The 13,129-nt window shown below is 65.8% G+C and carries 11 protein-coding genes, 1 tRNA gene and 1 pseudogene; 6 read left to right on the forward strand and 7 right to left on the reverse strand.

Translation table 11 applies throughout. From position 1 onward, the window contains the following. Positions 1–89: 89 nt before the first annotated feature. Both queD and BUA29_RS00725 read right to left on the reverse strand, forming a co-directional pair. Positions 90–443: a 6-carboxytetrahydropterin synthase QueD gene (gene queD / locus BUA29_RS00720; RefSeq protein ID WP_072754726.1), complete on the reverse strand. Its 354-nt coding sequence runs from the start codon at positions 441–443 to the stop codon at positions 90–92. 86 nt (positions 444–529) lie between these two features. Further along, a tRNA-Met gene (locus tag BUA29_RS00725) sits at positions 530–606 on the reverse strand. 121 nt (positions 607–727) lie between these two features. On the opposite strand from BUA29_RS00725, the gene BUA29_RS00730 reads away from it, so the two are divergent. From BUA29_RS00730 to coaE, 5 genes are all read left to right on the forward strand, one after another. Beyond that, on the forward strand, positions 728–1,282 hold the full coding sequence (locus tag BUA29_RS00730) for an RNA pyrophosphohydrolase (protein WP_072754727.1): 555 nt from the start codon (positions 728–730) through the stop codon (positions 1,280–1,282). Between the two features lie 113 nt (positions 1,283–1,395). Beyond that, positions 1,396–1,791: a phasin family protein gene (locus BUA29_RS00735; RefSeq protein ID WP_072754728.1), complete on the forward strand. Its 396-nt coding sequence runs from the start codon at positions 1,396–1,398 to the stop codon at positions 1,789–1,791. Positions 1,792–2,012: 221 nt separating this feature from the next. Then, entirely contained in the window at positions 2,013–3,203 is a 1,191-nt protein-coding gene (locus BUA29_RS00740) for an efflux RND transporter periplasmic adaptor subunit (protein ID WP_072754729.1), read from the forward strand. Positions 3,204–3,262: 59 nt separating this feature from the next. Beyond that, positions 3,263–6,433 carry an efflux RND transporter permease subunit gene (locus BUA29_RS00745; RefSeq protein ID WP_072754730.1) on the forward strand — a complete coding sequence of 1,057 codons (3,171 nt, stop codon included), beginning with the start codon at positions 3,263–3,265 and terminating at the stop codon, positions 6,431–6,433. A gap of 42 nt (positions 6,434–6,475) precedes the next feature. Next, positions 6,476–7,087: a dephospho-CoA kinase gene (coaE, locus tag BUA29_RS00750; protein ID WP_072754731.1), complete on the forward strand. Its 612-nt coding sequence runs from the start codon at positions 6,476–6,478 to the stop codon at positions 7,085–7,087. A gap of 78 nt (positions 7,088–7,165) precedes the next feature. On the opposite strand, the pseudogene mutT reads toward coaE, so the two are convergent. The 3 genes and pseudogenes from mutT to BUA29_RS00765 all read right to left on the reverse strand — a co-directional run. Continuing rightward, positions 7,166–7,546, reverse strand: a pseudogene (gene mutT, locus BUA29_RS00755) (8-oxo-dGTP diphosphatase MutT); the annotation flags it as partial. A 72-nt stretch (positions 7,547–7,618) separates the two neighbouring features. Continuing rightward, complete coding sequence (gene secA, locus BUA29_RS00760) at positions 7,619–10,330, reverse strand: preprotein translocase subunit SecA (protein ID WP_072754733.1); 2,712 nt, start codon at positions 10,328–10,330, stop codon at positions 7,619–7,621. Positions 10,331–10,473: 143 nt separating this feature from the next. Then, a complete protein-coding gene (locus BUA29_RS00765; protein ID WP_143148755.1) occupies positions 10,474–10,875 on the reverse strand; it encodes a hypothetical protein in 402 nt (133 codons plus the stop codon). Between the two features lie 15 nt (positions 10,876–10,890). Between BUA29_RS00765 and BUA29_RS00770 the strand changes: the two genes are divergently transcribed. After that, a complete protein-coding gene (locus tag BUA29_RS00770; protein WP_072754735.1) occupies positions 10,891–11,328 on the forward strand; it encodes a DciA family protein in 438 nt (145 codons plus the stop codon). Between the two features lie 24 nt (positions 11,329–11,352). Here BUA29_RS00770 and lpxC read toward each other — a convergent pair whose 3' ends face one another. Both lpxC and BUA29_RS00780 read right to left on the reverse strand, forming a co-directional pair. Next, positions 11,353–12,267: a UDP-3-O-acyl-N-acetylglucosamine deacetylase gene (lpxC, locus tag BUA29_RS00775; RefSeq protein WP_072754800.1), complete on the reverse strand. Its 915-nt coding sequence runs from the start codon at positions 12,265–12,267 to the stop codon at positions 11,353–11,355. Positions 12,268–12,422: 155 nt separating this feature from the next. Then, on the reverse strand, positions 12,423–12,836 hold the full coding sequence (locus tag BUA29_RS00780; RefSeq protein ID WP_218587140.1) for a DUF3293 domain-containing protein: 414 nt from the start codon (positions 12,834–12,836) through the stop codon (positions 12,423–12,425). Positions 12,837–13,129: the final 293 nt, after the last annotated feature.

Raw genomic sequence — 13,129 nt, forward strand, 5'->3', positions numbered from 1 at the left:
GCGCCGGCACTCACCCGAAATCACTGGGCTTGAATGGCGGATTCCGCCTGCAACTCGATCCGCACGCTGGCGGCCGACATGCGCCGCGCTCAGCCGCTGTAGCGGCAACCCGATGTGCAGGTTTCGTGCACCACGACGGCAGACAACAGCGGTAGCTGTGGCTTGAGCCGCTGCCAGATCCAGATCGCCAGATTCTCGCTGGTGGGGTTTTCCAGGCCGGGAATCTCGTTGAGATAGTGATGGTCGAGCTGCTCGTACAGCGGGCGGAACGCTGCCTTCAGGTCAGCAAAGTCCATCACCCAGCCGGTCTCGGCCCCCACCTCGCCACTGACGTGCAACTCGATCCGGAACGAGTGCCCATGCAGGCGCGCGCATTTGTGCCCGACCGGAACATTCGGCAACCGGTGGGCGGCCTCGATGGTGAACGTCTTGTAGATGTCCATGGTCGGGCCAGCCCCCGGAGCGAAGGAAAGCTTAAAGACTAGAAACCCCGCTGCTGCGGGGTTGTCAGGACTGCGCGGAAACGGTTTGGTGGCTATGGGTGGACTCGAACCACCGACCCCAGCATTATGAGTGCTGTGCTCTAACCGGCTGAGCTACATAGCCATCGAGTAGCCGAGCATTATCCCGATCCATGCACAGGCCGTCAATCGCCAGCGCCAGCGCTTGCCGACCCCGACATGGGCTGGCACAGTCACCGCATCGTACGTCTCACGGAGTCCGCATCGTGATCGATCCGGACGGCTTCCGTCCCAACGTCGGCATCGTCCTCATGCAACAGGACGGGCGTGTGTTCTGGGCGCGCCGGGTCCGGCGCGATGGCTGGCAGTTTCCCCAGGGCGGCATCCACACCGACGAGACCCCGCTCGAAGCCATGTACCGCGAGCTGCGCGAGGAGACTGGACTGCTGCCCCAGCACGTCGAAGTGCTTGGCGCAACACCCGGCTGGCTGCGCTACCGGCTGCCACCGCACGCCATCCGCACGCGCGACCGGCTGGTCTGCATCGGCCAGAAGCAGGTCTGGTTTCTGCTGCACTTCCGCGGCCAAGACAGTGACTTACGGCTCGACCTCACCGACACCCCTGAGTTCGACGCCTGGCGCTGGGTGCCGTTCTGGTACCCGCTCACGCATGTGGTGGCGTTCAAGCGCGGGGTGTATGCCCGTGCCCTGCAGCATCTGGCGCCGCTTGCCCGGATGGTGGCGGGCCCGGAAGCCGTGCCGGCACTGGCCACACCCCACGCAGATGGGCCAGGACCACGGTCACGCCAGGGCAAAACGTGAACGATTGCTGACTGATCTACAGGAACACTCCTGACTTTGTTGCGTCGCAACAAAGCGCGGTCTATGCTGCACTGCACAACCGACATCCGCCGGTTCAACCGCAGGAGATCGCCATGTTCCAGCTCAATGATTCGTTCAGCAAGGCTACCGGCCAGTTCGCCGAAGTGGCTGCCAACGTCAATCGACTGGCGCTCGCCAATGCCGAGAAGGCGTTCGGCCTGCACCTGGCCGCCCTGGAAGAAAACCTCCAGGCCACCTTCGCCTTTGCCGGCGAACTGGTGGAAGCACGCGACCTCGATGCCATGAAGACGCTTTGGCCGAAGGGTCTGCAAGTGGCCCGCGCCAATGTCGAGCGCAGCTTGGGCGCGACGCAGGAAGTGATCGCCCACACGCTCAAGACCCAGGAAGAACTCGGTGCGCTGGCCAAGCGCCAGTTCGAACTGGCAAGTGCGCAGTTCCGGGACGAGGCCGACAAGCCCGGCAAGGCCGGCGCCAAGGCCCCGAAGTAACCCGTTCCTCCGGATACACCGGACCTTCCCCCTCCGGTCCGGTGGCGTGACGCCCGGCAACCCCATTGCCGGGCGTTTTTTTGTGCGCGCATGGCTCGGTTTGCCTGCCTTTGGCGTATGTGTTGACGCCATACATGAGGAACGGCACGTTCACCCAGGCACGTTTCCGGTTACACTGGCATGCTGTGTTTTCTTCCACCCGACTGCTGCGGACGCCCGAGATGACGCCTACCTCCACCCCGCCCCGGCCTCGCCCTGCCCTGCGCTGGCTCGTGATGCTGGCCGTCGTGCTGGCTGTATTCGGCAGCGTGTTCCTGATCAAGGCCGTGTTCGCGCGCAAGACCAACGCCTTTTTCGACCACATGCCGCAACCACCGGTGGCGGTCAGCACATTTGTGGCGAAAACCGAACGCTGGGCGCCGATCGGCCAGGCGGTCGGCACGCTGGTGGCCGTCAACGGCACCGATGTCACCACCGAAGCCGGTGGCGTGGTGCGCAGCATCGAGTTCCAGGCCGGCCAGCCGGTGCAGGCCGGCACCGTACTGGTGCGCCTGAACACCGCCAACGAGGAGGCGACACTGAAGGCGCTGGAGGCCTCGGCGCAACTGGCCAAGGTGCAGGCGGAACGCTGGTTGCGGCTGGGTCACGACCAGCTGGTCTCGAGGGATGACGTCCAGCAGAAGCAGACTGCGGCCGCCACCGCCCAGGCGCAGGTCGAGGCCCAGCGGGCATTGATCGCGCAAAAAACCATCCGTGCGCCGTTCTCCGGGGTGCTGGGGCTGCGCAAAGTCAATCTCGGCCAGTACGTGGCGCCAGGCACCGCGATCGTGTCATTGCAGCAGCTCGATCCGATCTATCTGGACTTCAGTCTGCCCGAGCAGATGCTTGGCAAGCTGAGTGTAGGTATGCCGGTCACGGCCACCTCCGACCTGCTGCCGGGGCGCACCTTCACCGGCACCCTGACCGCGCTGGAACCGCAAGTCGACGTCGCCACCCGCAACTTCAAAGCGCAGGCGACCTTGCGCAACCCCGATGGCGCATTGCGCCCGGGCGGCTTCGCCCGTGTCGATTTTGGCCTGGGCCAGGCCCGCGACGTGGTGGTGATCCCGCAGACCGCCGTCAGCTTCAACCCGTATGGCAACGTGGTGTTCGTGGTGACCCGCGTGCCGCGTAAACCCGGTGAAACCGACATGCAAGGCAAACCGGTCAGCGGCGACAAGTTGATCGTGACCCAGCGCTTCATCAAGACCGGCGCCACCCGCGGCGACCTGATCGCGGTCGAACGCGGCCTGACGCCAGGCGAAACCGTGGTCACCTCCGGCCTGCTCAAACTGCGCAACGATGCCGAGGTGACCATCAACAACACGGTGCAACCGGCTGCCGACCTGCATCCGCAGGTGGACAACCGCTAACCCCTCTGGCGGCGGGCCGGCCTGTATCGGCACGCCCGCCCCCTGCGCCAGGACACCCCATGAAGTTCACGGACATCTTCATCAAGAAGCCGGTGCTGGCGATGGTCGTCAGCCTGTTCATTCTGCTGTTCGGGCTGCGCGCCTTCAGTGAACTGAACGTGCGCAAGTATCCGGAGCTGCGCAATGCGGTGATCAACGTCACCACTGTCTATTACGGTGCCGATGCCAACCTGATCCAGGGCTTCATCACCACGCCGCTGGAACGCGAGATCGCCAGCGCCGAGGGGATCGACTACATCGCCTCCACCAGCGCCGCTGGCGTCAGCACGATCCAGGCCTATGTCCGGCTGGACAAGGATCCCAACCAGGTGCTGACCCAGGTCAGCGCCAAGGTCAACAAGCTGCGTGGCCAGCTCCCCCGGCAGTCGGAAGACCCGGTGATCGACCTGCAACAGGGCGAGCAGATCGCGGCGATGTATGTCTCCTTCGCCAGCGACACCCTGGACAACAACCAGATCACCGATTACCTGGTTCGGGTGGTGCAGCCCAAGCTGGTCACCGTGCCGGGCGTACAGCGTGCTGAAATCCTGGGGGCAGGCACATTCGCCATGCGCATCTGGCTGAAGCCGGAGAAGATGGCCGCGCTCCAGGTCACTGCCAGCGATGTCAGCCGCGCCTTGCAGGCAAACAACGTGTTGGCTGCGGTGGGTTCGACCAAGGGCCAGATGGTGGCGATCGACATGACCGCCCGCACCGATCTGCGCAACGCCGACGAGTTCCGAAAACTGGTGATCCGCGAGCAAAACGGGGCGATCGTACGACTGGGTGACGTGGCCGATGTGGTGCTCGGTTCGGAAAGCTATGGCACCTCGGTCCGCATCAATGGCCAGGCGGCCACCTTCATGGGCATCTATGTGGCACCGGATGCCAACTCGCTGGATGTGATCAAGGCCGTGCGCAAACTCTGGGACAGCCAGATCGTCCCGCAACTTCCGCAAGGTATCACCGCCACCATTCCGTATGACAGCACCGAGGCGATCCAGGACGCCATCAACGAGGTGATCCGCACGCTCATCGAGGCACTGGTGATCGTGATCGTGGTGATCTACCTGTTCCTGGGCTCCCTGCGCAGCGTGTTGATCCCGGCGGTGACGATTCCGCTGTCGCTGATCGGCGGCATGTTCCTGATGCTGGTGATGGGCTTTTCGATCAACCTGCTGACCTTGCTGGCGATGGTGCTGGCGATCGGCATCGTGGTCGATGACGCGATCATCGTGCTGGAGAACATCCACCGCCATATCGAGGACGGCATGACACCGCTGGATGCGGCGATCCGCGGTGCGCGTGAGCTGGCCTGGCCGGTGGTCGCGATGACCACCACCCTGATCGCGGTGTATCTGCCGATCGGCTTCCAGGGCGGGCTGACCGGCGTGCTGTTCACCGAGTTCGCCTTCACCCTGGCTGGCGCCGTGCTGCTGTCAGGGGTGATTGCCCTGACCCTGACCCCGATGATGAGCTCGCGCATCCTCAAGGGGCACGACCAAGAACACCCGAAAGGCCGTCTCGAGGCCTGGCTGGATCGACGGTTCGAGGTCCTGCGCCACGCCTATCAGCAGCGGCTGCACGGGGCGCTGGAAACCCCAGCCGTGATCGCCGCGTTCGGCCTGATCGTGCTGGTCAGCTGCGTATTCCTGTACACCACCGCTCCCAGCGAACAGGCGCCGGTCGAGGACGAAGGCTTCATCTTCATGGTGGCCAATGCCGACCCCACCGCCACGCTGGAGTATGTCGAACGCTACACCGCAGAAATCGGCCAGATTGCCCGCAATACGCCAGAGATCCAGAACTACTTCCTGTTCAACGGCGACTTCGACGGCAGTGGCGGCGGCGCCAGCCCGATGGCGATGGGCGGCTTTGCGCTCAAGCCATGGAGCCAACGCAGCCGCACCACCAACGCCGTGCTGCAGCAGGAACTGCAACCCAAGCTTGCACAAATCACCGGCCTGAACGTGTTTGCCCTGGTGCCGCCATCGCTGCCCAGCGCCGGCGGCGGTGGCTCGGGCGGCGAGTTCATCATCGGTGGCGTCGGCCAGCTCTCGCAGCTGGCGGAGCTGGCGGATGCCGTGCTGGCCAAGGCGCGCGCCAGCGGCCGCTTCATCTTCCTGGACAAGGATCTCAAGATCGACAAGCCGCAGATCGAGGTGGTGGTCGACCGCGACAAGGCCGCCAGTCTGGGCATCGACATGGCCACCCTGGCGGCCGACATGTCGGCGATGCTGGCGGGCGGCTACACCAACCTGTTCGCGATGCAGAACCGTTCTTACCGGGTGATCGCACAGGTGCAGCGCAGCGACCGGCTCAATGCCCACGATCTCGAGCACTACTACACCCGCACCCGCGACGGCCAGCTGATCCCGCTGTCCACACTGGTCACCCTCCGGGAAACCACCCAGCCGCAGTCACTCAAGCGATTCCAGCAGCTCAATGCGGTGTCGATCACCTTCGCCCCGCGCCCGGGCGTGACCAAAGGCGAGGCGCTGACGATCCTGGAGCAAGCCGCCCGTGAGGTTCTGCCGCAGGGCTACAGCGTCGATTACGCCGGCGAGTCGCGCCAGTTCAAGCAGGAAGGCTCGGCCATGCTGCTGACCCTGGTGCTGGCCCTGCTCGTGATCTTTCTGGTGCTCTCGGCCCAGTTCGAAAGTTTCCGCGATGCGCTGATCATGCTGCTGACCGTACCGATGGCGATCAGCGGCGCCCTGCTGGCACTCAACGTCCTGGCGCTGGCCGCCAACGTGCTGCAGTTTGCCGGCATCGAAGCCTTCCCCGGCATGAGCATCAACATCTACACCCAGGTCGGCCTGGTCACATTGATTGGCGTGATCTCCAAGCACGGCATCCTGATCGTGGAGTTTGCCAACAAGCTGCAGATCGAGCGCGGCCTGTCCAAGCGCGAAGCGATCGAGGAGGCCACCGGCATCCGCCTGCGTCCGGTGCTGATGACCACTGCCGCGCTGGTGTTCGCGATGATCCCGCTGCTGCTGGCCAAGGGCCCGGGCGCAGCCTCGCGCTTCTCGATGGGTGTGGTGATCGCTGCCGGCATGACCATCGGCACGCTGTTCACTTTGTTCGTGCTGCCGGCGTTCTACCTGTATCTGGCACGCGACCATGGCCGTGACCGCAGCGCGTCCGCAGGCGCTGCAGACAGCTCGCACAGCCCCGCCGAGGCATGAGGCGATCGTGTTTGCGCCGGGCATGCCGGCGATAATGCGCCGATGAGCGACGTCATCATCGGGCTGACCGGCGGTGTGGCCTCGGGCAAAAGCCTGGCCGAGGCCTGCTTTCGTGCACTGGGGATCGTCGTGGCGGATGCCGATGCCGCCGCGCGTGACGCCCTGGCCGTGGGCAGCCCAGGCCTGGCCGAGGTGGTCGCCACATTTGGGCCGCAGGTGCTGACCCAGGACGGCCAGCTCGACCGGGCGGCGATGCGCCGCCGCATCTTCGCCGACCCGACCGCCAAAGCGCAGCTGGAAGCCATCGTCCATCCGCGGGTGCGCACGGCCCTGCATGACGCCTGCCGCAACGCCGAAAGCCCCTATGCCATCGCCTCGATTCCGCTGCTGGCCGAAAGCGGCGGCCGCAGCGCCTACCCGTGGCTGCACCGGATCCTGCTGGTGGAGGCCGATGCGGCACTGCGTCTTAAGCGCCTATGCCAGCGCGACGGGATCGACATTGATCTCGCCCAACGCATGCTGCAGGCCCAGGCCAGCCACCGCGAACGTCTGGCGATCGCCGATGACGTCCTGCGCAACGAAGGCAGCCCGGACGCCCTGGCCGCAGGCGTGGCCCGGCTGGATCGCCTCTACCGCCGTCTGGCCGCACGCTGACGCAGCGCGGCCCAGTCAACGGTGACGTGCGACATCCGCCCGCAATCTTTTGCGGGATCACTCCTCTGCCTGGGCCAGCAGCTGCTGCACCACCGGACGATCGACCGGCGGCATCGGGTACTCCGGCAGCTTGTGGAGCGGCACCCAGGCCAGCGCCTGCCCTTCGGCGCCACGCGGCTTGCCCTCGAAGCGGACTTCCCGCACGTCCAGGCGTACCCGCTTGCCGCCGTTGTCGCACTCCACGCAGGCCACCTGCGCGCCGACTTCGGCACGGATGCCCAGCTCCTCCTGCAGCTCGCGCACCAGCGCCGACTCCGGACTTTCGCCGGGTTCGATCTTGCCGCCCGGAAACTCCCACAACCCGGCCAGATCGCGGCCCTGGGTTCGCCGGGTCAACAAAATCCGTCCGCGGGCATCACGGATCACCGCCGCCACCACCTGCACCGGCGATGGCGGCACCGTGCCAGGTGCGCCCGGGGATGCGCTCATGGCGCCCTCCGGGCGATGTCACCCGCTGGTTTCCGGATTGGGTCAGGCCAACTGCCCATGGCAGTGCTTGAACTTTTTACCGCTACCACATGGGCACGGGTCGTTACGCCCGATCCGGCCGGAGGCAATGGCCCTCTGCACCTGCACATCCAGTGCTTCCTCGTCGGCGCCCAAGCCACCGGTCTCCGGATGCTGGTACTGCATCTGCCGCGCCACCGCCTCGGCACGGGCGCGCTCTTGGGCTTCGGCAGCGGCCACTTCTTCCTCGCTGCGCACACGGATCCGCGCCAGCAGCGAGATGACCTCGCGCTTGACCCGCTCCAGCAGTTCGGTGAACAGCTGGAACGCCTCGCGCTTGTATTCCTGCTTGGGCTGCTTCTGCGCATAGCCACGCAGGTGGATGCCCTGGCGCAGGTAGTCCATGCGCGCCAGATGTTCCTTCCAGTTCTGGTCGAGCACGTTGAGCATCACGTGCTTTTCCAGCATGCGCATGGTCTCGCTGCCGATCTGGGCTTCCTTCTCGGCAAACAGCGCATCCATCGCCTGCTGGACGTAGGCCTCGATCTGCGCGGCATCCAGCTCCTCGCGGCTGTTGAGCAGACCGGTCAGATCCAGCTGCAAACCGAACTCGGACGCCAGCTCCGCCTCCAGCCCCGGCAGATCCCACATCTCATCGATCGACTCCGGCGGCACATAGCGGGCCACGGTGTCGGCCACCACGTCACGACGGATGCCTTCGATATTGTCCTTGATGCTGTCGGCCTCCAGCAGCTCGTTGCGCTGCTGGTAGATCACCTTGCGCTGGTCGTTGTTGACGTCGTCGTATTCCAGCAGGTTCTTGCGAATGTCGAAGTTGTGCGCTTCGACCTTGCGCTGGGCGTTGGCGATCTGCCGGGTCACCAGTGGTGACTCGATGATGTCGTCCTCCTTCAGCCCCATGCGCTCCATCACCTTCTTCACCCAATCGGCGGCGAAGATGCGCATCAGGTTGTCTTCAAGCGACAGATAGAAGCGTGACGACCCCGGATCGCCCTGGCGACCGGAACGGCCGCGCAGCTGGTTGTCGATGCGGCGCGACTCGTGCCGTTCGGTACCGATGATGTGCAGGCCACCGGCGGCGACCACGGCTTCGTGCCGTTTCTGCCACTCCTCGCGAACCCGCGCCTTGTCTGCCTCGCTGGCATTCTCGCCAAGCGCGGCCAGTTCGGCCTCCAGCGAGCCGCCCAGCACGATGTCGGTGCCGCGACCGGCCATGTTGGTGGCGATGGTCACCGCGCCGGGACGACCCGCCTGGGCGACGATGTGGGCCTCGCGCTCGTGCTGCTTGGCATTGAGCACTTCGTGCGGAATGCCGATTTCGCGCAGCTTGGCGCTGAGCAGTTCCGACACCTCGATCGAGGTGGTGCCCACCAGCACCGGCTGCCCGCGCTTGACGCAGTCCTGGATGTCGCGGATCACGGCCCGGTACTTGCCGGCCTTGTTGAGGAAAACCATGTCCGGATGGTCCTTGCGGATCATCGGCCGATGGGTCGGGATGACCACCACTTCCAAACCGTAGATGCTCTGGAACTCGTAGGCTTCCGTGTCGGCCGTACCGGTCATGCCGGCCAGCTTCTTGTACATGCGGAACAGGTTCTGGAACGTCACCGACGCCAGCGTCTGGTTCTCACGCTGGACCGGCACACGTTCCTTGGCCTCCACCGCCTGGTGCAGACCATCCGACCAGCGCCGGCCCGGCAGGGTGCGGCCGGTGAACTCATCCACGATGATCACCTCGCCATCGCGCACGATGTAATCGACATCGCGCTGGTACAAGGCATGGGCACGCAAGGCGGCATTGAGATGGTGCACCAGGTGGATGTTGTGCGCGGCATACAGGCTCTCGTTCTCGCCCAGCAGGCCGGCCTGCCGCAGCAGCTGCTCGGCGTGTTCCTGACCGGCCTCGGACAGGTGCACCTGCTTCTGCTTTTCATCGACCCAGTAATCGCCTTCCGATTCCTCGGTCTGCTGCCGCACCAGCGCCGGCACGATGGCATCGACCTTGACGTACAGCTCGGGCGACTCATCGGCCGGCCCGGAGATGATCAGCGGCGTGCGCGCTTCGTCGATCAGGATCGAGTCCACCTCGTCGACGATGGCGTAATGCAGGCCGCGCTGGAAGCGCTCCTCCTTGGACAACGCCATGTTGTCGCGCAGATAGTCGAAGCCGATTTCGTTGTTGGTGGCATAGGTAATGTCGCAGGCATACGCCGAGGCCTTGTCTGCATGCGGCATGCCCGGATACACCACACCCACGCTCAGGCCCAGCCAGTTGTACAGGCGGCCCATCTGGCTGGCATCGCGGCGGGCCAGATAATCATTGACCGTGACCACGTGCACGCCCTTGCCTTCCAGGGCATTGAGATACACCGGCAGGGTGGCGGTCAGGGTCTTGCCTTCGCCGGTGCGCATCTCGGCGATCTTGCCGTCGTGCAGCACCATGCCGCCGATCAGCTGGACATCGAAATGGCGCATTCCAAACACGCGCACACTGGCCTCGCGGCAGACCGCAAAGGCTTCCGGCAGCAGCCGATCGAGCGACTCGCCATTGGCCAGGCGCTGCTTGAACTCGGCGGTCTTGGCCTTCAGCGCCTCGTCCGAGAGCGCCTGCATCTGCGGCTCCAGCGCGTTGATTTTTTTAACGACGGCACCGTACTGCTTGAGCAGCCGTTCGTTACGGCTGCCGAAAATGCGGGTAAGCAAACTATTGAGCATGGGTCAGGAAATCCCTGCGGGATGCGCGCCGCTGGCGCGACATCGTGAAAATGGGCGGCAACTGCCCGAACACGGCATGCCGCCGCTCGGGAACGCGAAAGTGTAGCCGGTGACGGCCTGCCGCGCTGGCCGGCCCGACCGGATCAGCCCCAGGCCGGCCCGTGCCGGGCCAGCCCGGCATAGTGTCCCAGCCAGCGCCGTAGCGGCGTTGGCGCGCGATGCCTTGAGCCTGCACGCCCGCGCGGGCGCGCCCCCCAGACCGGCGCGGCCAGGACGAACGCGGCCACCTGCCGCCAGCGGGCCGCGCCCACCTCGGTGCGGCCGGTTGCCCAGGCCCGCACGCCGGAGGCAGCACCGCCGAGGCCCGCCATCGCCAGCCGCTGCGTCTCGACCGCTGCGCCTGCCAGTCCCCCTCGCAGCGCCAGCCCACACAGCATGCCCGCGCCCAAGACCAGGGCCAGCAGCGCCCAGGGGTGGCGCAACGCCAGCCCCTGCACGAGCGCGTGCGTCGGGGTATCGTGTCGGCTGGTTGCCCGTTCTCTCACACCGGATCCCTGCGCATGTCTGCGTCCCGCCCCCTTTCCCCGTCCGCCACCCTGCCGAAGCAGGCGCTGGACACACTGCTGGACGGCAGCGCTGGGGACATCCTGCGCCGCGCCTGTTGGCTGCAAACGCTCGACCAGATGCTGCGCCCCCTGCTGCCGACCGGAGCGGCCGGCCATGTGCGGCTGGCCAATGTCCGCGACCGCAGGCTGATTCTGACGGCCGATTCCGCCGCCTGGCATACCCGGTTACGGCTGGCGACACCTGCGTTGCTTGAGGCGGCCAGGACGCTGGGGCTGGATGTGGATGCCATCGACATCCGCGTCATCGCGCCCACGACCACCGCGCCAGCCAGCACACCGCGCCGGGGCGTACCGGCAGGATTGCAGGCGGCGCTGGCGCTGCTGCGCGAGGCGGCGGACGCGCCCGCCGGCCATGACCAAGAACCGCGTTGAGCGGGCACGGCCTGGGTCACGCGATCAGGCCAACGCAGGGGCCGGAGCATATCCCAGGGCAGGCATTTGCTCGGGGTCGGTGAACACGACCTGCTCCCACGCCCCCGCCTCGGCCAGCAGCGCCCGCACCAGCCGGTTGTTCAGCGCATGCCCGGACTTGTATCCCTCATAGGCACCCAGGATCGGATGCCCGGCCAGGTACAGATCGCCGACTGCATCCAGGATCTTGTGCCGGACGAACTCATCGGCATAGCGCAACCCGTCATCGTTCAACACCCGGTAGTCGTCGAGCACGATGGCATTGTCCATCGACCCGCCCAGCCCCAGGTTGCGCTCGCGCATGTATTCCAGATCACGCATGAAGCCAAACGTGCGGGCACGGCTGACCTCGCGCACATAGGCGTCAGTCGAGAACTCCAGCCGCACATGAGAAAGCGTGTCCGGGATCGCCGGATGGTCGAACTGCACCGTGAAATCGAGCCGGAACCCGTCGTGGGGCGTGAACCGGGCGAACTTGTCGCCGTCGCGCACCTCCACCGGCGAGCGGATCCGAATAAAACGTTTGGGGGCGTTTTGCTCGATGATCCCGGCCGATTCCAGCAGAAACACGAACGGGCCGGCCGAGCCGTCCATGATCGGGACTTCCGGCGCCGTCAGCTCGACGTAGGCATTATCGATCCCTAGTCCGGCCAGCGCCGACAGCAGGTGTTCAACCGTCTGCACCCGCACCCCGTCGCGGGCCAGCCCGGTGCAAAGCGTGGTCTCGGCCACCAGATCGGCGCGCGCGGGAAGCTCGACGACCGGCTCCAGATCGACCCGCCGGAACACGATGCCGGTATCGATCGGCGCCGGGCGCAGGGTGAGAAACACCTTCTCGCCGCCATGCAGGCCGACGCCGGTGGCGCGAATGACATTTTTGAGGGTACGCTGACGCAGCATCATTGCACTGTAGCACGCACCAGGCTGAACCTGAACGTAAACACTGTGTTGCAGCACGCCGCCACCAGGGGCGTGCGATTGACCGATGCTCGCCCACTGCTACGGCTGACGCGCTTCGAAGAGTCCCGTCGGCCAAGCCTGCCGCCCCGCTGACCTCAACGCAGCACGACAAGCCTCGGCACGGCATCCACCCCGCAGTGCACGATGGCGTTTTGCTGCAACGCGCGGCCCCAGGCACTGGCGGCCTCCCGCGTCAGCCCAAGCACCAGAAAACTCGGCTCCGCTGGCCAGCCATTGTCCGGATGCTGGCCCACGCCTTCGAAAAACACCCACCCCTGCCGGGCGAGGTCCGCCGCGAGCGCCGCATGGCGCCGGGCGTTTTCTTCCGCCCCGATGGCCTGGCTGTACGGGTTGCAGGCCGTGATGAAGGCACTGCAGGACACCCCCATGCGCTGGTGCAGCGCCGCCAGCGGCGGGCTGGCGCTGTCGATGCGCAGCACAAACGGCGTCGGGCCGTAAACGCAGTAATGCGTCTCACGATAGGCCCGCAGTAGCTCAGCATCGAGCACGGATGATTCCAGATGCAAAAAGACCCCTGCTCAGGAAGACATACCTGCTTGGCGCCTCCAGCGCGCCCCACTCAACGCACTATCCGCTGACCTGCTCCATCTGGACGCACGTGGGCTGGGCAGCGGCTCCATGCGGCATGCGCGCGCATGCTATCACCCTCCGACGACACCGCAGACCGCCATCGCCCACGGCCAATCGAGGGGAGCAAGACCTGCGCCGCCTTGCATATCGCGACCAAAGAAATGGCCGGCCCAAGGCGGACCGGCCAAGGCCCGGCCAGGCGGCACGCCTG

The sequence above is a fragment of the Thermomonas hydrothermalis genome (assembly GCF_900129205.1).
Taxonomy (GTDB): Bacteria; Pseudomonadota; Gammaproteobacteria; order Xanthomonadales; family Xanthomonadaceae; genus Thermomonas; species Thermomonas hydrothermalis.